This window comes from Frondihabitans sp. PAMC 28766, assembly GCF_001577365.1.
Taxonomy (GTDB): Bacteria; Actinomycetota; Actinomycetes; order Actinomycetales; family Microbacteriaceae; genus Frondihabitans.
The window spans coordinates 911,217-935,611 of the sequence record NZ_CP014513.1 but is presented as its reverse complement, the minus strand read 5'-3'; the positions used below and the strand labels follow the sequence as shown (position 1 = coordinate 935,611).

28 protein-coding genes, 1 other RNA gene and 2 pseudogenes are annotated in these 24,395 nt (G+C 69.1%); 23 read left to right on the top strand and 8 right to left on the bottom strand.

Translation table 11 applies throughout. The features are described from left to right. Nucleotides 1-3: 3 nt before the first annotated feature. A complete protein-coding gene (locus tag AX769_RS04560) occupies nt 4-1,968 on the bottom strand; it encodes a M13 family metallopeptidase (protein WP_066276447.1) in 1,965 nt (654 codons plus the stop codon). Between the two features lie 50 nt (nt 1,969-2,018). Between AX769_RS04560 and AX769_RS04555 the strand changes: the two genes are divergently transcribed. After that, the gene (locus AX769_RS04555; RefSeq protein ID WP_066276446.1) at nt 2,019-3,284 is read left to right on the top strand and encodes a uracil-xanthine permease family protein; all 1,266 of its coding nucleotides are present in this window, start codon (nt 2,019-2,021) and stop codon (nt 3,282-3,284) included. Between the two features lie 72 nt (nt 3,285-3,356). On the opposite strand, the gene AX769_RS04550 is transcribed toward AX769_RS04555, so the two are convergent. Further along, nucleotides 3,357-4,427, bottom strand: a complete 1,071-nt coding sequence (locus tag AX769_RS04550) for a LacI family DNA-binding transcriptional regulator (RefSeq protein WP_066276445.1) — start codon at nt 4,425-4,427, stop codon at nt 3,357-3,359. Nucleotides 4,428-4,580: 153 nt separating this feature from the next. On the opposite strand from AX769_RS04550, the gene AX769_RS25030 reads away from it, so the two are divergent. The 8 genes and pseudogenes from AX769_RS25030 (at nt 4,581) to AX769_RS25930 (ending at nt 8,473) form a co-directional block, all read left to right on the top strand. Then, nucleotides 4,581-4,901 carry a hypothetical protein gene (locus AX769_RS25030; protein ID WP_066276443.1) on the top strand — a complete coding sequence of 107 codons (321 nt, stop codon included), beginning with the start codon at nt 4,581-4,583 and terminating at the stop codon, nt 4,899-4,901. Beyond that, entirely contained in the window at nt 4,793-5,824 is a 1,032-nt protein-coding gene (locus AX769_RS04540) for an MFS transporter (RefSeq protein WP_239452009.1), read from the top strand. The genes AX769_RS25030 and AX769_RS04540 overlap by 109 nt, the downstream gene beginning before the upstream one ends. 37 nt (nt 5,825-5,861) lie before the next feature. After that, nucleotides 5,862-6,556: pseudogene (gene nucS / locus AX769_RS04535) on the top strand (endonuclease NucS). A 222-nt stretch (nt 6,557-6,778) separates the two neighbouring features. Then, entirely contained in the window at nt 6,779-6,994 is a 216-nt protein-coding gene (locus AX769_RS04530) for a hypothetical protein (protein WP_157887452.1), read from the top strand. A gap of 30 nt (nt 6,995-7,024) precedes the next feature. Continuing rightward, the gene (locus AX769_RS04525; RefSeq protein ID WP_066276435.1) at nt 7,025-7,699 is read left to right on the top strand and encodes an HAD hydrolase-like protein; all 675 of its coding nucleotides are present in this window, start codon (nt 7,025-7,027) and stop codon (nt 7,697-7,699) included. After that, nucleotides 7,696-8,019 (top strand): hypothetical protein, encoded by a 324-nt coding sequence (locus tag AX769_RS04520; RefSeq protein WP_066276433.1) that lies wholly within the window; start codon nt 7,696-7,698, stop codon nt 8,017-8,019. Before AX769_RS04525 ends, AX769_RS04520 begins: the two co-directional genes overlap by 4 nt. A gap of 56 nt (nt 8,020-8,075) precedes the next feature. Continuing rightward, nucleotides 8,076-8,354, top strand: coding sequence for an MFS transporter (locus AX769_RS04515; protein WP_066276432.1), 279 nt, complete (start codon nt 8,076-8,078; stop codon nt 8,352-8,354). Next, complete coding sequence (locus AX769_RS25930; RefSeq protein WP_369824090.1) at nt 8,255-8,473, top strand: L,D-transpeptidase; 219 nt, start codon at nt 8,255-8,257, stop codon at nt 8,471-8,473. Before AX769_RS04515 ends, AX769_RS25930 begins: the two co-directional genes overlap by 100 nt. 187 nt (nt 8,474-8,660) lie before the next feature. On the opposite strand, the gene rnpB is transcribed toward AX769_RS25930, so the two are convergent. The 3 genes and pseudogenes from rnpB to AX769_RS25025 form a co-directional block, all read right to left on the bottom strand. After that, an RNA gene (gene rnpB, locus AX769_RS04510) (RNase P RNA component class A) lies at nt 8,661-9,036 on the bottom strand. Nucleotides 9,037-9,077: 41 nt separating this feature from the next. Beyond that, nucleotides 9,078-9,818 carry a zinc ribbon domain-containing protein gene (locus AX769_RS04505; protein ID WP_239451787.1) on the bottom strand — a complete coding sequence of 247 codons (741 nt, stop codon included), beginning with the start codon at nt 9,816-9,818 and terminating at the stop codon, nt 9,078-9,080. A gap of 357 nt (nt 9,819-10,175) precedes the next feature. After that, nucleotides 10,176-10,556 (bottom strand): annotated as a pseudogene (locus AX769_RS25025) (DUF3800 domain-containing protein); the annotation flags it as partial. Nucleotides 10,557-10,729: 173 nt separating this feature from the next. Between AX769_RS25025 and AX769_RS04500 the strand changes: the two are divergent. Together AX769_RS04500 and AX769_RS04495 are read left to right on the top strand one after the other, a co-directional pair. Next, complete coding sequence (locus AX769_RS04500) at nt 10,730-11,416, top strand: SOS response-associated peptidase (protein WP_239451941.1); 687 nt, start codon at nt 10,730-10,732, stop codon at nt 11,414-11,416. 118 nt (nt 11,417-11,534) lie between these two features. Then, entirely contained in the window at nt 11,535-11,855 is a 321-nt protein-coding gene (locus AX769_RS04495) for a hypothetical protein (protein WP_157887451.1), read from the top strand. A 15-nt stretch (nt 11,856-11,870) separates the two neighbouring features. Here AX769_RS04495 and msrA read toward each other — a convergent pair whose 3' ends face one another. Continuing rightward, nucleotides 11,871-12,389: a peptide-methionine (S)-S-oxide reductase MsrA gene (gene msrA / locus AX769_RS04490; RefSeq protein WP_066276425.1), complete on the bottom strand. Its 519-nt coding sequence runs from the start codon at nt 12,387-12,389 to the stop codon at nt 11,871-11,873. Nucleotides 12,390-12,544: 155 nt separating this feature from the next. Between msrA and AX769_RS04485 the strand changes: the two genes are divergently transcribed. Both AX769_RS04485 and AX769_RS04480 read left to right on the top strand, forming a co-directional pair. Continuing rightward, a complete protein-coding gene (locus AX769_RS04485; RefSeq protein ID WP_066276423.1) occupies nt 12,545-13,036 on the top strand; it encodes a DUF4383 domain-containing protein in 492 nt (163 codons plus the stop codon). A 77-nt stretch (nt 13,037-13,113) separates the two neighbouring features. After that, complete coding sequence (locus AX769_RS04480; RefSeq protein WP_066276420.1) at nt 13,114-13,830, top strand: PhzF family phenazine biosynthesis protein; 717 nt, start codon at nt 13,114-13,116, stop codon at nt 13,828-13,830. Here AX769_RS04480 and AX769_RS04475 read toward each other — a convergent pair. After that, nucleotides 13,827-15,092, bottom strand: coding sequence for a citrate/2-methylcitrate synthase (locus tag AX769_RS04475; protein WP_082763483.1), 1,266 nt, complete (start codon nt 15,090-15,092; stop codon nt 13,827-13,829). The genes AX769_RS04480 and AX769_RS04475 overlap by 4 nt on opposite strands. Before the next feature lie 56 nt (nt 15,093-15,148). Between AX769_RS04475 and AX769_RS04470 the strand changes: the two genes are divergently transcribed. The 4 genes from AX769_RS04470 to AX769_RS04455 all read left to right on the top strand — a co-directional run bounded on the left by AX769_RS04470 (nt 15,149) and on the right by AX769_RS04455 (nt 19,001). After that, nucleotides 15,149-16,540: a citrate synthase gene (locus tag AX769_RS04470; RefSeq protein ID WP_066276419.1), complete on the top strand. Its 1,392-nt coding sequence runs from the start codon at nt 15,149-15,151 to the stop codon at nt 16,538-16,540. Next, nucleotides 16,471-17,904 carry an MFS transporter gene (locus tag AX769_RS04465; RefSeq protein WP_066276417.1) on the top strand — a complete coding sequence of 478 codons (1,434 nt, stop codon included), beginning with the start codon at nt 16,471-16,473 and terminating at the stop codon, nt 17,902-17,904. The genes AX769_RS04470 and AX769_RS04465 overlap by 70 nt, the downstream gene beginning before the upstream one ends. A gap of 87 nt (nt 17,905-17,991) precedes the next feature. Continuing rightward, on the top strand, nt 17,992-18,393 hold the full coding sequence (locus tag AX769_RS04460; protein WP_066276415.1) for a heme-binding protein: 402 nt from the start codon (nt 17,992-17,994) through the stop codon (nt 18,391-18,393). A 56-nt stretch (nt 18,394-18,449) separates the two neighbouring features. After that, a complete protein-coding gene (locus tag AX769_RS04455; protein ID WP_066276413.1) occupies nt 18,450-19,001 on the top strand; it encodes an ATPase in 552 nt (183 codons plus the stop codon). Between the two features lie 76 nt (nt 19,002-19,077). Here the strand turns inward: AX769_RS04455 and AX769_RS04450 are convergent, their stop codons facing one another. Then, entirely contained in the window at nt 19,078-19,995 is a 918-nt protein-coding gene (locus AX769_RS04450; protein ID WP_066276409.1) for a zinc-ribbon domain-containing protein, read from the bottom strand. Between the two features lie 138 nt (nt 19,996-20,133). On the opposite strand from AX769_RS04450, the gene AX769_RS04445 reads away from it, so the two are divergent. From AX769_RS04445 to AX769_RS04420, 6 genes are all read left to right on the top strand, one after another. After that, entirely contained in the window at nt 20,134-20,481 is a 348-nt protein-coding gene (locus AX769_RS04445; RefSeq protein ID WP_066276407.1) for a WXG100 family type VII secretion target, read from the top strand. A gap of 1 nt (nt 20,482) precedes the next feature. After that, a complete protein-coding gene (locus tag AX769_RS04440; protein WP_066276403.1) occupies nt 20,483-20,770 on the top strand; it encodes a WXG100 family type VII secretion target in 288 nt (95 codons plus the stop codon). A 4-nt stretch (nt 20,771-20,774) separates the two neighbouring features. Further along, nucleotides 20,775-21,857, top strand: a complete 1,083-nt coding sequence (locus tag AX769_RS04435) for a hypothetical protein (RefSeq protein ID WP_157887450.1) — start codon at nt 20,775-20,777, stop codon at nt 21,855-21,857. Next, nucleotides 21,830-22,273 (top strand): hypothetical protein, encoded by a 444-nt coding sequence (locus tag AX769_RS04430; RefSeq protein ID WP_162269007.1) that lies wholly within the window; start codon nt 21,830-21,832, stop codon nt 22,271-22,273. Before AX769_RS04435 ends, AX769_RS04430 begins: the two co-directional genes overlap by 28 nt. A 144-nt stretch (nt 22,274-22,417) precedes the next feature. Continuing rightward, nucleotides 22,418-23,197, top strand: a complete 780-nt coding sequence (locus AX769_RS04425) for a hypothetical protein (RefSeq protein ID WP_066276393.1) — start codon at nt 22,418-22,420, stop codon at nt 23,195-23,197. Between the two features lies 1 nt (nt 23,198). Next, nucleotides 23,199-24,392 (top strand): hypothetical protein, encoded by a 1,194-nt coding sequence (locus tag AX769_RS04420; RefSeq protein WP_066276390.1) that lies wholly within the window; start codon nt 23,199-23,201, stop codon nt 24,390-24,392. The last annotated feature ends 3 nt before the right edge of the window (nt 24,393-24,395 follow it).

Here is a 24,395-nt window from a genome sequence, read left to right as displayed (position 1 = left end):
TGCCTACCAGATGGTGACGCGCTCCGCCTCGGGCAGCCAGAGCGCATCGGCCTCGGTCACGTCGAAGGCCGAGTAGAACTGCTCGATGTTGCGGACGATCTGGTTGCAGCGGAACTCGTTGGGCGAGTGCGGGTCGATCGAGATCAGCCGGATGGCCTCCTCGTCGCGGATCTTCATCTGCCAGGCCTGCGCCCAGCTCAAGAAGAAGCGCTGCGCGCCGGTCATCCCGTCGACGACCGGTGCCTCGGCGCCGTCGAGCGAGATCAGGTAGGCCTTCCAGGCGATGGAGAGCCCGCCGAGGTCGCCGATGTTCTCGCCGATCGTGAGGGCGCCGTTGACGTGGTGGCCCGGTGTCTGGGCCGGCGTGAGGGCGTCGTACTGCGCGATCAGCGACGAGGTCAGCTTGTCGAACGCGGCCTTGTCGGCGGGCGTCCACCAGTCGGTGAGCTTGCCGGTGCCGTCGTACTTCGCACCCTGGTCGTCGAAGCCGTGCCCGATCTCGTGGCCGATCACGGCGCCGATCGCGCCGTAGTTCGCAGCCGCATCGCGGTTCTCGTCGAAGAAAGGGAACTGCAGGATCGCGGCAGGGAAGACGATCTCGTTGAAACCGGGGTTGTAGTACGCGTTGATCGTCTGCGGGGTCATGAACCACTCGTCGCGATCGATCGGCTTGCCGATCTTGCCGAGCTCGCGGTCGAAGCCGAAGACGGCGGTCGCGCGGATGTTGCCGACCAGGTCGTCGGCGTCGATCGACAGAGCCGAGTAGTCGCGCCACGTGACCGGGTAGCCGATCTTCGGCGTGAACTTGTCGAGCTTGTCGAGGGCCCGGGCCTTCGTCTCGTCGGTCATCCAGCCGAGCGCCGTGATGCTCTGGCGATACGCCTCGACGAGGTTGCCGACGAGGGCGTCCATCGTGACCTTCGCCTCCTCGGCGAAATGCCGCTCGACGTAGATCTTGCCGACGGCCTCGCCCATCGCGCCCTCGACGAGCGAGACGCCGCGCTTCCAGCGGGCGCGCTGCACGGGCGTGCCGGTGAGGGTCTTGCCGTAGAACTCGAAGTTCGCCTTCACGAAGTCGCTCGAGAGGTAGGCGGCGAACGAGCGCACGATCTGCCAGCGCAGCCAGTCGCGCCAGGATCCGAGGCGGTCGTCGACGAGGAGCGTCGCGAGCCCCGTCACGAACGAGGGTTCGCGCACGACGAGCTCGTCGAACACGCCGTCGGGCGCCCCGACCGCATCCCGCCACACCGTGAGGTCGATGCCGTCGGCGAGCGCCGCGGCCTCCGACCAGGGCAGGAGGTTGTACGTCTTGTCACTGTCACGGGTGGTCACGTTGTCCCAGTGCTGGGCCGCGATCGCGGTCTCCAACTCGACGACGCGAGCGGCACGCCCGGCCGGGTCGTCGAATCCTGCGAGGCCCAGCATGGTCTCGACGAACGTCGTGTACGCCGCGAGCACCGAGGCGAACTTCTCGTCGCGATAGTACGACTCGTCGGGCAGGCCGAGGCCACCCTGCTCGAAGAAGACCATGTAGCGCTCCGGGTCGCCGGGGTCGTTGTCGACGAAGAGCTGCACGAAGCCCGAGACGCCCTGCAGCTCGAACTGCCCGACCGCCTTCAGCAGCGCGTCCACGCTAGTCACGTCGTCGACGGTGGCGAGCAGCGGCTGGATCGGCGTCGAGCCGAGGCCCTCGATCGTGCCTTCGTCGAGGAAGCTGGCGAACAGGTCGCCGACCTTGCGGGCCTCGGTGCCCGGCTCGGCATCCTGCGACTCGTCGATGATCTCGCGGACGGCCTTCTCGGCGGCCTCGGCGAGGATGTAGAACGAGCCCCAGCGGGCCTTGTCGTCGGGGATCTCGGTGGTGGCGATCCACTTGCCGTTGACGTGGCGGAAGAGGTCGTCCTGCGGCTTCACCGCGGGGTCGAGGGCGTCGGTGATGATTCCGGAGGCGGTGGTGACGTCGGTCATGGCTCAAGCCTAGGGCGGCCGCCCTGCCTATGGGCCGGTAGTGTGCCTGCATGGCGCTGCCCTGGAAGCTTCACGGTGACGGACGGTCGGTCGACGCGACGAGCATCGTGCTGCCCGAAGAGCGGCTGAGCTGGCCGCGAACGATCGGCTTCGGGGCGCAGCACGTCGTGGCGATGTTCGGGGCGACCTTCCTGGTGCCGCTGATCACCGGGTTCCCGCCGGCGACGACGCTGCTCTTCTCCGGCATAGGCACGCTGCTCTTCCTCGTGATCACCCGCAACCGGCTGCCGAGCTACCTCGGCTCGTCGTTCTCGTTCCTGGCGCCGATCGCAGCGGCCACCAAGGTCGGCGGCATCCCCCTGGCCCTCAGCGGGATCATCGTCGTGGGTGTGCTGCTCGCCCTCGTCGGGGTCGTCGTGATCGTGGTCGGGACGCGCTGGATCGACGTGCTGCTGCCGCCGGTCGTGAGCGGCGCGATCGTCGCCCTCATCGGCTTCAACCTCGCACCGACGGCCGAGGCGAACTTCGCGAAGGCGCCGGTGATCGCGCTCATCACGCTGGCCGCCGTCGTGCTGGCGGCCGTCGTCTTCCGCGGCATGCTCGGCCGTCTCTCGATCTCCGTGGGCGTCGTCGTCGGGTACGTCGCCGCGTTCGTCTCGGGGCAGGTCGACTTCTCGAGCGTCGGCAAGGCGGCCTGGGTGGGGCTCCCCACCTTCACCGCGCCGTCCTTCCAGCCATCGCACCTGGCGATCTACCTCGGCTTCCTGCCGGTCGTGCTCGCCCTCATCGCCGAGAACGTCGGCCACGTGAAGGGCGTCGGGCAGCTCACGAACCGCAACCTCGACTCGCTCACCGGCCGCGCCCTGCTGGCCGACGGCGTCAGCAGCGTGCTGGCCGGCCTGGGCGGGGGATCGGCGACCACCACCTACGGCGAGAACATCGGCACGATGGCCGCGACCCGGGTCTTCTCGACCGCTGCCTACTGGGTCGCCGGCGTCATCGCGATCCTGCTGGGCCTCTCTCCCAAGGTCGGCGCGATCATCTTCACCGTGCCCGACGGCGTGCTCGGCGGTGTGACCACGGCGCTCTACGGCCTGATCGGCATCATCGGCGTGCGCATCTGGGTCGAGAACAAGGTGGACTTCTCGCAGCCGAAGAACCAGCTCACCGCCGCGATCGCCCTCGTCTTCGGCATCGCGAACTTCACGGTGGCTCTCGGCGGCGCGACGTTCAGCGGCATCATCCTCGGCACCGTCGCCGCGATCGTCGTCTACCACCTGATGAACTCGATCGGTCGCCTGCGCGGCACCTCCTGACCCCTCCCCCCCTCCGTTTTACCTATAGGCGGGCGTTTCGCGACAGGAAACTTCTATGCGGGAAACGCTCGCCTATAGGTAAAACGGCGGGGGCGGGGGCGGGGGCGCCGTCGTGCGGCCCGGGCGGAACTCGCTGGTGAACGACGTCGAGACGACCTCGTCGCCCGACAGGAGCGCCAGCACGGCTCGACCGGCGGCCTGACCCTTCTCGAGGGCGGGCTGCACCATCGTCGTGAGACCCGATGCCACGGGATCGTCGATGCGCACGCCGTCGAAGCCGACCACGCTGAGATCCTGCGGCACCTCGAGCCCCAGCTCGATCGCCGCCCGGATCACCCCGACCGCAAGCAGGTCGCTCTGCGCGATGATCGCCGTCGGCCGAGGCCCCGGCGCCCCCGGTGAGAGCAGCTCGAGCCCGGCCAGCCGCCCCTCCTCGACGATGCTGCCGAGGGTGGCGCGGCCCGAGATGCCGGGGTAGACGTCGGCGGCGCCCAGGATCCGCTCGAGAGCGGTGAACGAGGTGGCCCCCGCGATCAGAGAGGGCGACAGGATCATGCGGCGCCGATCGCGATCCAACTCGAGCGTCACGAGTGCGACGTCGCGGTGGCCGAGGTCGTGCAGGTGCTGGGCCAGCGCCCGCGTGGCCTCGCGGTTGTCGAGCCCGACGTCGACGACACCCGCGCGGGGACGGCCTTCGATCGCCACCACGGGGATGCCGCGGCGCTGCACCATCTCGACCTTCTCGTCGACGACGGGGCTGCAGCCGAACAGCACCACGGCGTCGATCGGCGCGTCGATCAGGCTGGAGTCGCCGGCCCCCGCCTCGGTGAGCAGCAGCAGCGAGATGCCGGCGGCGCCGACGACGTCGGCGATGCCGTCGAGCATCAGCACGTTCATCGGGTCGCGGAAGGCGTAGCGCAGCGCCTCTTCGAGCACGACGCCGACGATGCCCGAGCGACCGCGGCGCAGCGAGCGGGCCCGCGGGTCGGGGCCGGCGTAGCCGAGCTCGGACGCGGCGGCCAGGACGCGCTCGCGGGTCGCGCTCGCCACCGGGCCGGAGTTGTTGAACGCGAGCGACGCGGTCGAGGCCGAGACGCCTGCGCGCCGGGCCACGGCGGCCAGGGTCGGGCGTTCGTCGGACATGACACCCGATGCTAGTCGAATCGATTCGAGAAAGGGCTTGCGATGGTGCGACGAGCGTTGTTAGCGTGATGCGAGTCGAATCGATTCGATACGATTCGACAGCCGATCTCCGGCACGCGTCCCGAGCACCGATCCCGAGCACGAAGCAGACCAATGGCGACCTCCACCTCTCTCGACACCCGCACCTACGACGGCGGCCTCACCCGGCGCGACGTCGTGCGCTGGCGCAACTCGGTCTTCGTGATCTTCGCGCTCTCGGGCTTCGGCATCTCGACCTGGCTGGGGCGCGTGCCGTCGGTGCGCGACATCCTGCACGCCTCGACCATCGAAATGGGATTCTTGGCGGGGGCATCAGCGTCGGCTCCATCGTCGGCGTCACCATCTCGAGCCACATCATCGCCCGGCTCGGGGCGCGGCGCACCGTGCAGCTGTCCATGGCCCTGGTCGGCGTCGGCATGGTCGGCGGCGGCCTGATGACCTCTCTCGGCGGGGGCTTCTGGGGCATCATCGTCTTCATGGCCGTCTTCGGCTTCGGCAACGGCACCTGCGACGTGGCGATGAACGTCTCGGCGGCGGCTGCCGAGCGGGTCATCGGCAAGACGGTCATGCCGCTCTTCCACGCCTCGTTCAGCGTCGGCACGATGGTCGGCGCGGTGCTCGGCGCCCTCTGCGAACAGCTGAACATCCCCGTCGGCGCGCACGTGCCGATCATCGGGCTCGTGATCGTGGCGGGCGCTCTCGTCTACAGCCGACGATTCCAGTCAGAAGATCTGGGCCACGCCGAGAAGGCCGCCGCCGAGGTCCAACGCAACTCGTCGTGGCGCAGCCGCCTGGCCATCTGGGCGATGCCCTCCACGATCCTCATCGGCCTGGTCGTGCTCGGCATGGCCGCCGCCGAGGGCTCGGCCAACGACTGGCTGGCTCTGGCCATGGTCGACGGCCACCACGTCGACAACGCCACCGGCACGGCGATCTTCTTCATCTTCGTCACCGCCATCACCATCGCCCGGATCGCAGGATCACCGCTCGTCGACCGCTTCGGCCGCGTGCTGATGCTCCGTGCCTCGGCGGTGTCGGCGATCATCGGGCTCCTCCTCGTGATCCTGTCGCCCATGCTGTGGCTCGCCGTCATCGGAGTCGTGCTATGGGGCTTCGGCGCCGCCCTCGGCTTCCCTCTGGGTCTGTCGGCAGCGGCCGACGACTCGCGGAACGCCGCAGCGCGAGTGGGTGCCGTGGCGACGATCGGCTACGTGGCCTTCCTCGGCCTGCCGCCCCTGATCGGCTTCTTGGGCGAGCACTTCGGGCTGCTGCACGCGCTCTTCTCGGTGTTCGTGCTGATCGTGATCGCCGGCATCGCCTCGGGCGCGGCTCGCGAGCGCAGCGGCACGCACTCCTGACGGGGGGCGGTCGAACGCCTCGCCTACACTCGAGAACGTGCGTCTCGTCATTGCGAAGTGCTCGGTGGACTACGCCGGCCGCCTCTCCGCCCACCTCCCGCTCGCGACCCGGCTGCTGATGGTGAAGAGCGACGGCAGCCTCCTCGTCCACTCCGACGGCGGCAGCTACAAGCCGCTCAACTGGATGAGCCCCCGTGCACCATCACGATGGGCGAGCCCACCGACGATCAGGCCGAGGCGGGCATCACCGAGGTCTGGAAGGTGACCCAGAAGAAGACCGACGACCTGCTCGTCGTGTCGGTCTACGAGATCCTGCACGACTCCGCCCACGAGCTCGGCATCGACCCGGGCCTCCAGAAGGACGGGGTCGAGGCGCACCTGCAGAAGCTGATGGCCGAGCAGATCGACGTGCTGGGCGAGGGCCACACGCTCGTGCGCCGGGAGTACATGACGGCGATCGGGCCGGTCGACATCCTGGCGCGCGATGCCAAGGGCGGCGCCGTGGCCATCGAGATCAAGCGACGCGGCGACATCGACGGGGTCGAGCAGCTCACCCGGTATCTCGAGCTGATGAACCGCGACCCGCACCTCAAGCCGGTCGCGGGCGTCTTCGCGGCGCAGGAGATCAAGCCGCAGGCTCGCACCCTCGCCGAAGATCGCGGCATCCGCTGCCTCGTGCTCGACTACGACGCGATGCGCGGGCTCGACGACAGCGAGTCGCGACTGTTCTGAATCCTCTGAAATACAGTATTGACTTTGACTCGCGTCTCCTTCAGGATATAAATATCAACCCGAAGGGAACCCGCCCATGTCTCGCACTCGCTCTGCCAGCCCGCTCTTCGACGCCCTCGTCGCGCAGACCTCTCCGCGCACCGGTCGTCCCTGACTCCCGTCCGCCCGGGCCGCTCCGTCGCCGGCTCGACCGCGCCGACGTGGATGACGCCGAGCGCTCCGATGGCCCGTACGTCGACCGTCTCCGCGCCGGTGGCGACCCGCCCTCGCCGCGACGTGCAGACGGCCCTCCCGTCGATCTCCACCCTCGCCGTCGAGCCGATCAGCGCCAAAGACCTCACCGCGGACGAGCGCGAGATCATCGCCGAGATGGGTGGGACGGTCGCTCGACTGCTGCTGCAGATGATGAAGGACGACGACTCGACCGCCCGTCGCTGAGACTCACTCACGCGCCCTAGGCTGGAGGGGATGACCGCCTCCTCGCCCTATTCCGTCGTGCTCTTCGACCTCGACGGCACGATCGCCGACTCCGCACCGGGCATCGTCTCGTCGCTGACCGTGACCATCGGCGAGCTCGGCTTCCCCGTGCCGACTCCCCTCGAGCTGCTCGAGTGGGTCGGCCCTCCCCTCCCCCACAGCTTCACCGAGAAGCTCGGCCTGACCGGCCAGGCCCTCGAGCACGCGATGAAGGTGCACCGCGCGCGCTACTTCACCGAGGGGGCGCTCGACAGCACCGTCTTTCCCGGAATGGGCGACATCCTGCGCCGGGTGCACGGGGCGGGCATCCCGTCGTCGCTCGCGACCTCGAAGCCCGAAGCCCCCGCCAAGCTCATGCTCGACCACTTCGGCCTCTCGCCCTACCTCGACGTCATCACCGGCGCGAGCGCCGACGAGACCCGCAGCCTCAAGGCCGACGTGGTGGCGGAGGCGCTGAGGCGTCTCGACGAGCGCGGTGTCGACCTCTCGCGCCCGGTGCTGATCGGCGACCGCCACCACGACGTCGAGGGGGCAGCCGTGCACGGCGTGCCCACGATCTTCGTCGAGTGGGGCTACGGCAGCGTCGACGAACAGGCGGGCGCCGTCGCGGTCGTCTCCGACACCGGCGAGCTCGCCGCCGCCCTCGGGCTGCCCACCGAGCCGTGAGGCCGCTGGGGCCGGCCGGCCGAGCCGTCCGCTCTCCTGCGGCCTGGCTCCTCACTCTCGCGATCGTCCTGATCGCGCTCAACCTCCGCGGGCCGATCGTCGCCCTGGCTCCCGTCCTCGACGAGATCAAGAGCGACCTGGCGCTCGGCGCGGTCGTCGCCGGCCTGCTCACCAGCATCCCCGTGCTGTGCTTCGCCCTCGCGACCCCTCTCGCGTCGACCCTCATCGGTCGCCTGGGCCCCGAGCGCGCGGTCACGATCGGGCTGGCCGGCGTCGTCGTCGCCACGCTCGTCCGTTCCACCGGCGGGCAGGCGGCCTGATCGGCGGAACCATCCTGCTCGGCGTCTCGATCACGGTCGGCAACGTCGTCCTGCCCGTGGTGATCCGCCGCGACTTCAGCCCCGAGCGCGCCGGATTCATCACCGGCATCTACACGTCGGCCCTCAACGTCGGTTCGATGATCACGTCGCTCGCGACGGCCCCCCTCGCGGCGGCGACAGGTTGGCCGCTCGCGCTCATCGCCTGGGCCGGGTTCGCAGTGATCGCCGGCATCGTCTGGGTGCTGACGGTCGGAGTGCGCGGGGACGGAAACCCATCTCTCTCACCGGCGCGCACTCGTCGCTCCTGCCCGGCTTCGGCGGCAACTCGGCGCTGACGGCGCTGCACTACTACCCCGACCCCACCGGCAGCTCGCACGGCTGCGTCCGGGTGTCGGCCGCCATGACCCGGGCGCTCGCGAAGCTGCCCGTCGGCACGCCCATCGTCTTCAGCTGAGGCGCTGAAACGATAGAGGGCGAGCCGCGAGCAGCGTGGTCGAACTTCCTCCCCTGGCTGTTGTGCCTCGAGAGGAAGCGTGGCGACGGGAGGAAGACGCGGTCGTTGATCCTCCCGAGCGGAGATTCCTCGGGGCTGCCGGGCCGGGCGGCCGCCGTGCGGGGCTGCTCGGGCCGAAGAGAGGGGGCGAATGGGCCGGCTGGTACGCCGGGTTCTGTCGCGCCGTGCAAGCACGGTGCGGACGGCCATCTATCTCGGCGATACGTTGCCGCAGCGCTCTAGCGGTCTACCCGGGAACTCGGCGAGCAGCCTCGAGCGTTCCCTGTCTGACCTTGCTCCGGGCGAGGTTTACATAGCCGGCCGGTCACCCGAGCCGCTGGTGGTCTCTTACACCGCCGTTTCACCCTTACCGCGCGGCCCTGGAGCCACGTGGCGGTCTGCTTTCTGTTGCACTTTCTCGCGGGTTGCCCCGGGTGGGTGTTGCCCACCGCCCTGCTCTGTGGAGCCCGGACGTTCCTCGGCGACGGCCCGAAGGCTGTCGACGCGACCGTCTTGCCGACCCATTCGCGGGCCCAAGTCTAAGGGGTGCCAGGGCCCGCGCCGGTCAGATGCCTGACTCGTCGGTGCGCACCAGGATCGCCTGGCTGTCAGGGCACAGCAGCACGTCGTCGGGCGCGGCCGAGCGAACGGCGGCGAGGTCGCTGCCGGTCAGCTCGACGCCGCTGGCGCTCGACACCCGCGCCCGGAGGTGCGAGGCGCCGACGCCGTAGCGCTCGCGCTGGCGCTCGTAGAGGGCGAGGAGCTCGGGCGGCACCTTGCCCGCGATGGTGGCGCGGTCGGCGACGCCGTGCTCGCGCTCCGTCTCGATGGCGGCCAGCGAGATGTCGCGTGCTGCAGCCGTCGTGTCGCGCCGGGCGGCGAGGGCCTGGAGCTCGGCGTGTGTCGCCGACACGACCGAGCCGTGCAGCTCAACTCTCTCCATGACCTCGAGCTCGAGGTCTTCGAGATCGCTGCGGCGGTTGGCGAGAGCGGCGAGTTCTTGCTCGAGGGCCGTAATGTCTTTCTGCGACGAGCTCGTCTGCAGTCGGTCCCGGTCGCGCTTCTCGCGAGCGTCGACGACGGCCACGTCGGATTCGATGCGGGCGAGCTCGCGCTGGGCGTCTTCGAGGGTGCCCTCCTCGGCGGTGAGGCGGACCCGCAGCGCGGCGGTCTGGGTCTCGATCTCGCCGAGAGCCGTCAGCTCGGGCAGCTGCTTGCCGCGGTGGGCGAGCTGCTGCACGCCGGTGTCGAGCTTCTGGAGGTCGAGCAGGAGGGCCTGATCGGAGGGGCTGGCTTTCAGGGGCATAAGCGTCTCACTCGGTCGTGGTGCGAAAAAGGGCCTGGTCGTCTCAACCACGCGAGGAGTCACTCTGATGAACTCCTGACCCGTATGAAGGAGTTCCGACTCGCCCTTCTGATATACTGCTTTCAAGTGGATCGGGAGTGGTCGATCAGCGTATGACCCTCGACCAGTTCGAGGGTTTTCGCTGTCGGGGTAGACCTTCATCCCCCCGGCGCCATCGCCCCCTTCTCGAGTCGGCAGCAGTTTGGGGGCAATGATCTCCCATGACCGATCGGGTTGATCGGGGCGCATCACTCGAAGCCCGATCGGCCGAGCCACCATGTCGGCCAGTTGAAGCCCAGAACTGTTGGTCGACTTAGGGGCACACCGAAAACGGAGGCTCTGCCGCATCTTCTGCGCCGCGGGGGTTTGCATGATCCGTTCACATTCCTGCCGCAACTGAGCGTCCTCCGACGCGCCGCGCCTGTCGAAGACCACGTGGGTCACTCTGTCTTCTTGTCCACGTTCCTCCAGGTAAGCGAAGACCCGATCGAGGCCATGCCCGACGGCGACGTGATACGGATTGAGCTCGCCGGCGTTCGTCAGGCGGAACTTCGGCTTGTCGATGACGATGGCGACCACCGTGAAATCGGCCCCGTCGACAACACCGCTCAAGTCACGCAAGAAGGCATCTCGCACCGTCGCATTCATGAGAACGGCGAACTCCCCCGTTCTCCGCCTGTCTTCGCGCTCTGGGTTCACCTTTTCAAGGCTGTGATCGCCGCTCTCATCGACATAAACGACGTAGTCACCGAAATTCTCCACCGTCTCAGATTAGTATTCCGCACCGACATACATACCGCGGTTTCGGGGGCCGGGTGCAGAATGGCCGCATGTGCGGTCGATTCGTGGTTGCCAGAGCAACGTCTGACCTTTTGCCGGACCTCCTCAGCGAGTTCCCCGAGTTGGCGCGGGACGACGAGCAGGTGCGCGCGGCGACCGCCCCGAACTACAACGTCGCCCCGACCAACGCCGTCGCAGCCGTCCGGCAGCGCCACGGCGAGCGCGAACTCGCCACCCCGCGGTGGGGCTTCGTCCCGTCCTGGTACACCGATCTGAAGAAGCGCCCGCAGCCGATCAACGCGCGCATCGAGACCGTCGCCACCAGTGGGATGTTCCGCAGGGCGTTCGCGACCGGGCGCTGCATCATCCCGGCCGACGGCTACTACGAGTGGGTGGTGACCGAGCACGGCAAGCAGCCGCACTACGTGTTCGCACCCGATGCGGCGCTGGCGATGGCCGGGATCGTGACGGCGTGGCCGGATCCTGCCAAAGACAAGGACGACCCGACCCGCTGGGTTCTCAGCACGGCGATCATCACGCGCGACGCGCACGTGGCGCCCGGCGAGGTGCACGACCGCATGCCGGCGTGCCTCACCCCCGACGCGTTCGACGCCTGGCTCGACGTCGATCTCGGCACCGACGACGCGCTGGCCCTTCTGGGCGACGCCAGCCTCGAGGTCGCCGAGGGCCTGGTTCAGCACGAGGTCTCGAAAGACGCGAACAGCGTGCGCAACAACGGGCCGCACCTGATCGAGCCGCTGCCCTCAGCACACGCATAGCCAAGCGTGACCTTCGGGATGTTGCGCGGCGCGGCAGGAGGACGAGACTGGGGTTTTCGCAGCAGACAAGCGGCGAAGCGGCAGTGAGTGAGCCCGCAATCCCTCACGGAGGAGCGTCATGGAAGCCCGAAAAGTGACCTCGGTCGAACTCGACCACAACGGCCATGTGAAGCGACTGGTCAACGACCACGGCGAGTGGCCTCCGCAGGCGTGCTCCGACGTCATCGCCGACCTCGAGAACGGCATCTGCTCGTATTTCGTGGCATGGGCGGGCGACTCGCTGCCCGTGCAGACCCACCACGATTCCGGCCACGTGCGCCTCGTCGCTCGCGTCAGCCCCTACGGCGTCGACCAGCTGCTGCAGCTGCCCCGTGCCGAGACGACTCCGCCGCTCGACCGGCCTCAGACGCCCCGGCGCTACGGGCACCTGGGCGACTGAGACTGCGGTAAGCGCCTACACCGAAGCGGTCTCGCGCTTCGGCAGCACCCAGCCGGGGCGCACGTAGTGACACGTGTACCCGTAGGGGTCCTTCTCGAGGTAGTCCTGGTGCTCCTCCTCGGCCTCCCAGAAGGCGCCCGCGGGGGTGACTTCGGTGACGACCTTGCCGGGCCAGATGCCGGACGCGTCGACGTCGGCGATGGTGTCGAGCGCGACCTCGCGCTGCCGGTCGCTCGTGAAGAAGATCGCCGAGCGGTAGCTGTCGCCCACGTCGTTGCCCTGGCGGTTCTTCGTCGACGGGTCGTGGATCTGGAAGAAGAACTCGAGCAGCTCGCGGTAGGAGATGACCGAGGGGTCGAAGACGATCTCGACGGCCTCGGCGTGGCCCCTGTGGTGGCGGTAGGTGGCGTTCTCGACCTCGCCGCCGGAGTAGCCGACGCGGCTCGAGATGACGCCGGGCCGACGGCGCAGCAGCTGCTGGGCACCCCAGAAGCAGCCTCCGGCGAGGATCGCGGTCTCTGTCTGTGTAGCCATGGGGCTTCCTTTCGTCCGGTCGAAGTCGCTGGCTTGTGACTCCACCCGACTCAACACCGATGCCCCGGCGAAAGTTCCCGTCGAGCGACCCGTCACCACGAGGCTGAGCAGTTGTCTAGAATTCAACCAGAACGTCAGAAGGAGACCGCCCGCTCATGACCACTGCCACCGGCACCGCCACTGCCTCGCGCGCGCGCAAGGCCAACGCCAAAGGCCCCGCTCAGTACGCAGCGCTCGTCGTCGCCATCTTCCTGATCGTGATCGGCATCATCGGCTTCATCCCCGGCATCGTTCCCCACCTCGACCAGATCACGTTCGCGGGCCCCTTCTCGGGCGCGTTCGTCTTCAACGTCTTCCAGACGTCGATCCTGCAGAACATCGTGCACATCGTCTTCGGCCTCGCCGGCCTCGGCGCCATCGGCCGCCGGAAGAACGCGACGATGTACATCGCGGGCATGAGCTTCATGTTCGGCGTGCTGTGGCTGTACGGCCTGCTCTTCGGCAACAGCGACTTCGGCGGCAACATCTTCCCGTTCAACCCCGCCGACTTCTCCTTCAACATCGGCCTGAGCATCGCTCTCGGCATCACCGGCCTCGCCACCAGCCAGCTGGCCCTCTTCGGCAGCGACTACGAGGTCGACGACTGACCCACTGAGGCCCAGGCAGGCCAGCGTCTGCCGATTGGACCGCGACACCAGGCCCGGGCCCCTGCCACGATCGACGGATGAGCAGCATCGTCGACGTGCAGGTGGTCCGGGTCTTCTGCGATGCCGAAGGCGGGTTCGGCAACGAACTCGGCATCGTCGTCTCCTCCGCGGCGACCGAGGGCCGCGAGCAGCAGATCGCGCTCGAGCTCGGTTTCAGCGAAACGGTCTTCGTTGAGAGTGTGACCGAGGCGTCGCAGGATGCCGAGGCGGTCGCCACGATCCGCATCTTCACGCCGGCCCGCGAGCTGCCTTTCGCCGGCCACCCGAGCGTGGGCACGGCCTGGTGGCTGGCCTCGACAGGTCGCCCCGTGGCGGCGCTGCGCGAGAAGGCGGGTGACGTGACGGTGCGGCTCGACCCGTCCGATCCTGCGCTCGTCAGAGTCAGGGCACACATCTCATGGGCGCCCGCCTTCGACTGGTACGAGCTCGCCTCGCCGGCTGACGTCGACGCCGTCGACGCCACCTCGGTGACCGAGGGTCACGCCTACTACTACGCGTGGGTCGACGAGGCCCGGGGCCTCGTGCGCTCGCGCATGTTCGCGCCGAGCATGGGCATCGTCGAAGACGAGGCGACGGGTGCCGCTGCAGTCGCGCTGACCGGCCGTCTCGAACGCGACCTCACGGTCGAGCAGGGTCGCGGGTCACGGATCGTCACTACGTGGCTCGGCCAGGGCCGCGTCGAGGTCGGGGGCCGCACGGTGTGGGACCGCGCCATCGCGCTGCCCCTCGACTAGCGAGTCGAGCCGGCCGAGCCGCTGGGGCGGGTCGTGCCGGCCGTGCCGGCCGTGGCGGCCGTGGCGGCCGTGGCGGCCGTGGCGGCCGAGCGAGTAGAGCCGGGCCGCACCGGCTCGGGGCCCACGTAGCGGGCCGCAGGCCGGATGATCTTGGGGTCGCGCGCCTGCTCGAGCACGTTGGCCGTCCAGCCGAGCACGCGGGCCGCGGCGAACGTCGGCGTGAACAGCTCGCGATCGAGGCCGCAGAGCTCCATCACGATCGCCGCGTACCACTCCAGGTTCGTGTGGAGCGCCCGCCCCGGCTTGTAGTGCTCGAGCAGCACCGGCACTCGCTCTTCGACTGCGATGGCGAAGTCGACCCGCGACCCGCCGAAGCCCTGTGCGACACGCTTGAGCAGCGCCGACCGGGGATCTTCGGTGCGGTAGACGGGGTGACCGAAGCCCATGATGCGCTCGCCCGCTTCGAGCCGCGCGACGATCCACTCGTCGATGCGGTCGACCGTGCCGATCGCATCGAGGGTGTCCAGGGCGCGGCTGGGCGCGCCGCCGTGCAGCGGGCCCGACAGCGAGGCGAGCCCGCCCACCAGGCAGGCCGCGGCGTCGGCTCCGGTCGAGGCGATGACGCGGGCCGTGAAGGTCGACGCATTGAAGCCGTGGTCGATCGCGGCGACGAGATAGACCGAGAGCGCGTCGACGATCTCGGGCCGTGCCTCGCTGCCGTGGATCATCCGCAGATAGTCGGCGACATAGCCGAGCGACGGGTCGGGCTCGATCGGCTCGAGCCCCTGAGCGAGCCGCGACAGCGCCGCGATCATGGTCGGCACCGACGCGGCGAGCGCCACGAGATCGTCGCGCCGCTCGGCCTCGGTCAGGTCGTAGAGAGGGCGCAGCCCGCGCTCAGCCCCCTCGATCGCGAGTGCCGCGCGCAGGGCTGCGAGCGGCTCGGGCCGAGTGCCACGAGACGTCGTCTGGACGAGTGACGGCAGGATCGCCGACAGAGTCGGAGACAGCGAGCGCTCGCGCCCGATCCTGCCCCGGAACCCCTCGGCCGTGGCGGCGTCGGGCAGTGCCCCGTCGAGCAGCAGGCTCCACACCTCCTCCACCGACCGAGTCGCCGCGAGCTCGGTCGCGGGGTATTGGCGGTAGTGATAGAAGCCCTCGTGCCCTCGCACGTCGCTGAGCTCGGTCTCGGTCACGACGACGTTGGCGAGCCCCCGGGGCACGTCGATCAGCCGGTCGTCCATCCGCGTCGATGTGGTCATGGGCTCAGCGAATCACCTAGATTGAGAGGAGACAAGTCAACGTTGATTGGATCAACATGCAGCTGCCGCGCCTCTCGACTGCTCAGGCCGCCGCACGCCTCGGCGTCAAGCCGCAGACGCTCTACGCCTACGTCTCACGCGGGGTGATCACGAGCGAACACTCAGAGGGCGGCTCGACTTTCGACGCGCTGGCGGTCGAGGCGCTGGCCGATTCCCGTCGGCCGCGCGCTCCGGCCGCGGGCACCGGCACAGGCCCTGCCTTTCGGGCCGACACCGGGCGGCCACTCATGGTCATCGACAGCCCGCTGACGCTGATCCGCGACGACGACCTCTTCTTCCGCGGGCAGCGCGCGAGCGACCTGGCCCGCACGGCGTCGTTCGAGCAGGCCGTCGAGATCCTGTGGCAATCAGGCGCAGGAGGCGACGTGGCGTTCTCGCCCGACCGCCAGATCGTCTCGCGCGCCCGTCTCGCCGGCGACCTGCTGGGCCCGTCGGCTCACCTGGTGGACCGCCTGGCCGCGACCGTGCTGATCGCCGCGTCGTACGATCCGCTACGCGCCGACCTCGCCCGCGACGCCGTTTTCTCGGCCGGTCGACGTCTCATCGGCGAGCTGGTCGGCGCCCTGCCCCTTCGCGGTGAGGCTGCCCCGGCCGACGCCTCGCTCGCTCGGCACCTGTGGTCGCGGCTGAGCGCCGTCAGCCCGACGGACGACGACGTGCGCCTGCTCGACTCCGTGCTGGTCCTGTCGATGGACCACGACCTGGCCACGAGCACGCTCGCCGCGCGAGTAGCCGCATCCGCTCGAGCGACTCCGTACGCCGCTCTCGGCGCAGCGCTGGGCGCGGCCGACAGCAGTCTGCACGGGGCTGCCAGCACAGCGGCCGTGGCGCTGTTGCGCGAGAGCATGGAGTCGGGGCAGCCCGAGCGCGCCCTGGCCTCGAGGATCCGCGCCGCCCAGGGGCTGCCGGGCTTCGGCCATCTGCTCTACCGCGAGCGCGACCCGCGAGCCGACTTCGTCTTCGAGGCGCTGCGGCGACTGCCGCGCTTCCGAACTGCCGCGACGGCAGCAGGCCGGCTTTCGGCGATCGTCCGTTCTCGGCTGCCTCGACCGGCGAACCTCGATCTGGCCCTGGCGGTCGTCGCGATCGGCGCCGAGATGCCCGACGACGCCGGCCAGGTGGTCTTCGCCGTCGCCCGCACGGCGGGTGGCTCGCGCACATCGTCGACGAATACGAGCAGGCACCGCTGCGGATGCGGCCCGAGTCGCGATACACCGGGGTGGAGCCACCCGGCTGACCGGCCCGGTCATGCGGCCGGTTTCGCACATTTACTAAGCTCAGACTTCACAGTTCGTGATACACAGTCTAGACTGTGCATATGGCCACCGCATCGAGCACCCGCACCGCCCCCGAAGGCGCCTTCGACCGGCGCCTCCTCGCCCCGATGATGCTGGGGTCGATCCTCAACCCCATCAACTCGTCGATCATCGCGGTCGCACTCGTGCCGATCGCCCAGGCGTTCGGCGCCCCCGCGTCGCAGACGGCCTGGCTCATCTCGGCCCTCTACCTCGCCACGTCGATCGGCCAGCCGCTGGTCGGGCGCCTCGTCGACACCTTCGGCCCCAGCCGCCTCTTCCTCATCGGGGCGAGCCTCACGGCGATTGCAGGTCTCCTCGGCGCCCTCGCCCCGAGCATCGGCGTGCTGATCGTCGCCCGCGTGATCCTCGGCTTCGGCACCTGCGCCGGCTACCCCGCCTCGATGTACCTGATCCGCAGCGAGGCCAAGCGCACCGGGATCAAAAGCCCGGCCGGCATCCTCACCGCCCTCGCCGTCTCGACGCAGACGATCGCCGTCATCGGGCCGACCCTCGGCGGCCTGCTCATCGGCATCGGCGGGTGGCGCGCGACACTCGCCATCAACGTGCCGCTCGGCCTCGTGACGCTGGTGCTCGGCGCGCTGATCCTGCCGCGCCACACTGCGCTCGAGACCGAATCCGATCGGGACGGCAGCCGGGTGCGAGTGCGCATCGACATCCTCGGCATCCTGCTGTTCGCCGCCACGCTGGTCTCGCTGCTGCTGTTCTTGATGAACCTGCGGGTGAGCGACCTGCCCTTGCTCGGCACAGCCGTCCTCGCGGGCGCGGCGTTCACCCTGCGCGAGCTGCGAGCCGGCGACCCGTTCATCGACGTCCGGGTGTTCGCGGGCAACGCGCCGCTGCTGCTCACCTACGCGCGCGCTCTGCTGACTGCCACCGTCAGCTACTGCTTCCTCTACGGCTTCACCCAGTGGCTGGAAGACGGCCGCGGGCTGTCGCCGTCGGTCGCAGGCCTCCTGCTACTGCCGGTCTTCGGCCTCGCGATCCTCGTCTCGACGCTCACCGGTCGGCGCCCCGAGATCCGAGGCAAGCTGCTGGTCGGGTCGGTCGCGCAGATCGTGCTCTGCGTCCTGCTGCTGTTCGTTCACGCCGACGTCGCGATCTGGTTCCTGGTCGTGATCGCGCTGGTCACCGGCCTGCCGCAGGGGCTCAACAACCTCGCGATCCAGAACGCCCTCTACTTCCAGGCCGACCCCCAGCGCATGGGGGCCTCGGCCGGGTTGCTGCGCACCTTCTCGTATCTGGGGGCGATCTTCGCGTCGTCGGCCACCGGCTCGTTCTTCGGGGCCCGCGCCGACACCGGAGGGCTGCACGAGCTGGCGCTGTTCATGCTCGGCGCCGCCGTCGTCTTCTTCGCCATCACCCTGGCCGACAGGTCGCTGGCACGCATCAGCCGCGAGAACGCGGCGAAGGTGGGGGCGGGCGCCTCGGCGTAGCGCCCTGACCGGGGCGTCAGGCGCGAGTTGTACCGTCGGAGGCCGCCTCCCTGCACCCTGCAGCCGCGGCGTCGACGAAGGAGTCCCATGCCCGACATCACCCTCACCCAGGCCACCACGATCGTCGAAGCCGCCCGCAGCTTCGCCGAGTCGAAGGGTTTTCTCATGAACATCGCCGTCGTCGACCAGGGGGCGAATCTCAAGGCATTCGGCCGCATGGACGGCGCGTGGCTCGGCAGCATCGACATCTCGATCAAGAAGGCTCGCACCGCACGCTGGTTCGACATGGAGTCGGGCGACCTCGGCCCGCTGTCGCAGCCGGGCGGCCCGCTCTACAACATCGAGGTCTCCAACGGCGGCCTCATCACCTTCCCCGGCGGCATCCCGCTGACGGTCGGCGACGAGATCGTCGGCGCCATCGGCGTCAGCGGTGGCAGCGTCGACGAAGACCGTTCGGTGGCGCTGGCCGGAGTCGACGCGCTGTCCTGAGCAGTGCTGCCGTCGTAGGCCTGTGCAGTGTCGGGGGCCGCGCGTAGTTTCGCGGCATGACCTCGGGTGAGTGCCTCCAGCCGGGCTGCAGGGGCAGTGCCGAGAGCGGCGCGCCGGTGCAGCTCTGCGGGCACCACCTCGCACTCGCCGCCGACTGGGCGCAGGATGCCACGGGTCGCGTCGACATCCTGCCGTCACCGTGCGCCGCGTGCGGCTCGCGCCTCGGGGTGACCTACCCGTCGGGCCGCCTCTGCGCGGTGTGCGAGTGGCGCTACGGCGACTCCCCCGACGGCGAGCTGCCGCCGCCCCGGGTCGACGTCGTCTACTACATCCGCTTCGACGACCGCATCAAGATCGGCACGACGGCGAACCCGCGGCAGCGGCTCGGGCGGCTCTGGCACGACGAGGTGCTCGCGTTCGAGCGCGGCGACCGGCTCGTCGAGCACGCCCGGCACGTGCAGTTCGCTGAGCTGCGGCAGGGGCGCAGCGAATGGTTCACTGCGGCGCCCGCGCTGTTGCAGCACGTGGCCGCCGTCGGGGCCGGCCACCCCGACCCGTGGGCGCTGCACGCCCGGTGGCGCAGCGAGGCGCTCGCGCTGCGCGTCTAACCCCCGCTCGTGGTGCAGCCAGGCGCTGTGTCGCGTCGGATCGCGCCATGGCGTGGGCCGCGCGGCGGGGCCGCAATCAGGCGCGGAGGTAGGCGTCGACGAAGAGCGCGCCACGGATGTCCCGCAGGGCGTCGAGCAGGCGCGTGTACGTCGCACGCGACAGACCCGACGCGACGATGTCGTGCGGGCCGAGAGGGGGAAGGCGACCGGTGCGGACCCTGACGACCTCCCACCCTGCCGAGCGGAGCGCGCGATCCTTGCGCCGATCCGCTTCTTCGCGCGGGCCGACGTGCTCGAGGCCGTGCCGCCCCGTCGAGTCGTACTCGATCGCGACGCGCAGCTCGGGCAGGATCACATCGGGCCAGGCCTCGAGGTGGTCGAAGAACGGTCTCGCGAGGCGCACGGCGTTCAGTCCGCCGGTGAATTCCAGCCGCGAGAGCAGCCCAGCACGCAACTCGTCCTCGACGGCCGACGCGGGTGGTGGTGCGCACGTGCTCGCGAACGGTGTGCCCTCCGGCAGTTGCGGCGTCTTCGCGCAGACCGCCGCCGCGGCCGGCGTCCGTACAGGGCGCGGGCGATCGGGGCGGAGGGGGCGCGTCGAACGCATCGAGGCGGCGGTCGTGACCCAGTCGGTGCCGGTCTCGGCGATCCTGCCCGGCCGCATCGGCACGACGGGGGTGCGTGGCCGTGGTCGCGCCTGCTCTGTGCACTCGGGGCACCAGGATGAACGGCGCCGCTCGCGACCGGGCCTCGACCGCTGCTCGTCGGGCGTGGCGACGAAGACGTGGCCGACCTCGCACTGCCAGCAGAGGTACACGTCGGCCGCGGGCGGGATCTGGCTGAGCACGATGCCGCCGTTGAACTCGGGGTGGTACTGCCGCACGAGCGCGGGGTAGAACGACCACGCCTCGCGGTAGGTGCCGACGGCGTAGGGCACGGCTTCGCCGCGCGACTGCTGGCGTCGCGCCCACCAGGCGGCGATCGGCTCGGGCACAGCGGCAGGCTACGACGAGCCGCCGACATCGCCCCTCGGTGTGAGAGTTTGCGGGCTCTCTTTGGAGCGTGTAACATCTCAGATGCTTATGTAAGAGGTCACTGGTCGTGCGAACTTGAGCATCCAGGAGGGGGAGCCGTGGCAGATATCGTCGTTTCGTCAGAGGCGGTCGAGCAGGCGTCCGCGCGATTGAGCGAGCGCATCGTCGACTTCGAAGGGCGCGTGAACGCGCTCAACTCGTTCGCCGTGTCTGTGATCGGCTCGGAGTGGTCGGGCAGCGCCGCAGACGACTTCTCGTCGGACTTCGTGCAGTGGGTGCAAGGTGCCCACGAGGTCCACGATGCTCTGGCCAGGATCGCGTCGCTGCTCGCTTCGCCTGCCGAGACCTACGCGACCACCGAGCAGGGCGTCACCGCCGCCTCGCAGAGCTCGTCGGCCACGACGACGTCCGGGCCGACTACCTCCACGGCGAACCGGGAGCGCTGAGATGGCCCGCCATCGCGTCGCAAGCAGCACCATCGACGAGCTCGGGCGCGAGCTGAACCGGATCACCCAGCTCAGCTCTGATCTCATCGACGAGGCGCGGTCCGTCGAAGAGATGCTTGCAGCCGACTGGTCGGGCAGTGCCAACGCGCAGTACACCGCGCTGCAGGCCGAGTGGGCGGCAGGGGCCGCCACCCTGCAGGCCGCGGCGCAGCACATCACCGACCGGGCTCGGACGGCGGCCGCGAACTACGAGACCGCGGCCGATCACTCCAAGAGCGTGTGGGGGTAGCGACGTGGCGTATTCAGTCGTGGACGTGGATCCTGACCTGTATGTCGAAGCAGGCGATCGAGCCCGCAGGGCGGCGCGACAGGTGCGCGAGGCGGTCGACGCCGCCGTGGGCGGGCACGCGAGCTCGCACAATGCGGCGGGCAAGGGCGACGCCGGCAACGCCTTCGCCGACGGGCATGACCAGGCCTCGCGCAGCCTCCTGACGGGCGCGGCCAAGCTGGCGACGGCTCTCGACGACGTCGCCGACCGCATGGCACTCTCGGCATACACCCATGCCGCGGCCGAATGGGCCTCCTCCGGCCTCGCCGGCGACCCTCCGGGGTATCCGGTGCCCACAGGCTCGCAGTCGACGACCTTCGGGTCCATCCCGGCGATGCACGGGGGGACGGGCCACCTGCCACCGGGCTGGGACCTCATCCAGATGGTCATGTCTTTCGTCGAGTATCCCGATGCCGACACCGATGAGGTTCGCCGCACCAGCACCGTCTGGACGACACTCGGCGAGGATCTCGCGCGCATCCAAGCGTCGATCGTCGACGACATCCTCGAGCCACTCTCGTCGGTGACTGCACCCGACATCGCGGTGATCTACGCCGCCGTGCAACCGGTCATCGCGTACGGGCGTCGCCTATCGAAGCTACCGGTGGAGATCGCCCAGTTCTGCCAGAAGTTCGCCGACTTGGCCGAAGAAGTCTCGCAGTTCATCGTCACGGTTCTCGAGCAACTTCTCGTCGCGGTCGTCGCAGAAGAAGCCGCCGGGGTTCTGCTTACGATCTGCAGCCTCGGTGCAAGCGATTTCCTGGCCAATGCGGCTGCGGTCGCCGAGGCCCTCGGTGCAGGAAAGCGCATCGTGACATTCATCGCGACGTTCTACGACCGCGTCGTCGCTGCCGTGAACCTGTGCACCGGCTCCGTGAGGGGCTTGCTGGACATCGCACCCGATTTGGAAGGAGGCGGAGCGCTCTCTAAGGCCGCGTTTGTGACCGTAAAGGCGACGGTCGGGGTCTCGAAGGCGCAGTCATCGGAGGCGGCTCGTACCTGGTCCTCAACCGTCGCCACGTGGACATGGGTGAGTTGGCTGACGTGACTGCGACGGGCTTCGCGGCCGGCCTTGTCGGCGGCGGTATCAGCGACGGCGCCGGCGGGCTGTGGGAGCACGGGGCGACGAAGGCGGATGTCGCTGCGGGGTCGCGGGTGCCCGCGACGCCGGACGAGATCACCGATGGCAGCACCTCAGCGCTCGAGCACAAGGCGCCAGCCGACGATGGAACGGCACCTCCGGCCACTCGCAAGGAGGCGACTGCTCGACGCCGCGCGATCGAGAAGACCCGGTCCTCCATCGCGGGCGGGGCGGCCGCGGCAAGCATCGCCACGACGGACCTCGTCACGAGCGAAGAGAAGTTCGACGACCCCGGGGTCCTTCTCGATCCGAACGTCGCACGCTTCCGGAGCGAGATCCACGAGGAATTCATCCGGGCCGGGCGTGACAAGCTCGGCAAGTAAAATCCAATGGGTACACACAGCCGTCGCGCCCCGTCCGTCGAAGGGGGCACAGTGAAGAGAACATTCGACACGACCTTGCTGACTAAAGCTGCTAACCCAGCCCAAGTCACCACATTCCGGCAGGATGCACTGCAGGCTGGCTTCGTGACGTCGTTCACGCGCCGGGCAGCGCTCGCACAGTCGCTCATCGTCCTCATCGGCGGTATCGTCGCCCTCGCTCTTGCCTACGCTGCGCTTTCGCAGTCCCCCTCCTCTTTCATCGTCGTCATCGGTGTCTTCCTCATCGTCGCGGGCATCGCATTCGTGATCTTCGGCGTCATTCTGCTCGTACAGGCGAGTCACGCCGCCGCCGACCAGTGGCCCGGCCTCTACCGGAAGTCGCAGTTCGCAGCTGCCAATGGGTTCACATTCATCCCCTCCGAGCAGCAACCGGACCTGCCTGGCATCGTCTTCCAGATCGGTTCGAATCCGAAGTCGTTCACAGTCTTTCGAGGCTCCGGGGCCGATGCGGTCGAGTTCGGCAACTACCGTTTCGACCTGCGACGCGACGGTCCGAGTGGATACCCGCTCACGTGGAGCTACGTGTGCGCGGCGCGGCCATTGCCAGCCCACCGCGTCATCCTCGCGCCGCGCGGCCGACGACGATCGAGCTTCTACGACCTCTCTCGACTCCGGCGGCTACCGGCCGGAGACCCACGGTTCGAGGTGTGGCAGTCAAGAATCGGAGCGGTCGACACGGCGACTCTCTTCGCGCCGGCCTTCCTCGACCTCTTGGCTCAGCAGAAGCTGACGGTCGAACTCAACGAGAACCGCGTCTTCGTGTACAAAGAGGAGTGGAGGAATTTCTCGACGATCAAGGCTATGGCTGAAGTCGCCGAGATCCTCGACGCGATCGACACCGGCGTCGTGACGCCGAGGAGCTAGCGTGCCGCACTCCGAGACACCACGGCGCTCCTTCGACACCTCACCCCTCAGCGTGCGTCAGAGCCGCGCGACGTACCGCGACTTCAAGGCTCGAATGCTGGCCACGGACTTCGGGCGGCGTAAGAACGCTCGCGCACTCAAGTTCTTCTGGGGCTTCTTCGGTGGCGCCGTCACCGCGGCGGCGTTCCTCTTCATCTGGACCCGGCCTGTCGTCCACGGGGCCATCGCGAAGTCCGACCCAACCAATCACGACGGGCAGGGTTTCTGGATGCTCGTGCTGATCGTCGTCGGGCTCTCCTTCATCGTCGCCGGCCCGATCTTCACCCCGCTGTTCGGCCTGCTGCTGCAGGTCCAGTGGCGCAACCTCTACGCCACCCGAGAGTTCGCCTTCGTCAACGGACTCGAGCGGCACGATCAGTCGGACGACGACGCCGGCGGTATCGCCGACAAGGCGCACTGGCGCGGGCTGCCCTTCTTGCAGGGGTTCGCCCCGCGGGCAGTCGTCTCGGTCACGTCGTCGTCGACTCCGGAGTTCGAGCTCGGCGCCTATCAGTACGAGCGCGTGTGGTTCCGCACTCTCGCCGACCGCCAGGCGAACACCTCGAAGCCCAAGCGCGAGACGTGGGCGTACCTGCGGATCCCCCTCGACGGCGCCCCCGACATGCCGCGAATCGTCGTGAGGTCGGCCCGAGACCTCGCACCGAACAGCAGCACCTGGTCGGGGTTCACCTACCTCGAGCCGTACTGGCAGAACCCGAGCGAAGCGGTGGGCAACCCGGCGACCTTCGGGCTGTTCGCACCGCTCGGCACCGAGCGTGTGGCGAAGGCCTTCTTCACGCCGCAGTTGGTCGCCCTGCTCGAATTCAACGGCAGGCCTCTCGAGGCCGAGGTCGTCGGAGACGCTTTCTACATCTACAAGCGGCTCGTGCCGTGGAGCATCGGCTCGTCGGCCACCTACCGATGGCTCGAGAAGGTACTGGCGGCGGCCGATGTCGGCGTATTCACCCGAGTCGCGCTCGAAGGCCACGGCACTCCGGCCCCGACGCCCTCGCCGGTCGTGACGCGCCAGGGCCAGGCTGCGCCGCTCGTGCTCCGCCACGGTAGGCGCTCGATCGTGGTCACCGGGCCCGCAACCCGGCCCGACCGCGACCCGGGTGGTGTCGCCCAGAGCGGTGGCCGCCCGCCCCGGCACTGACCG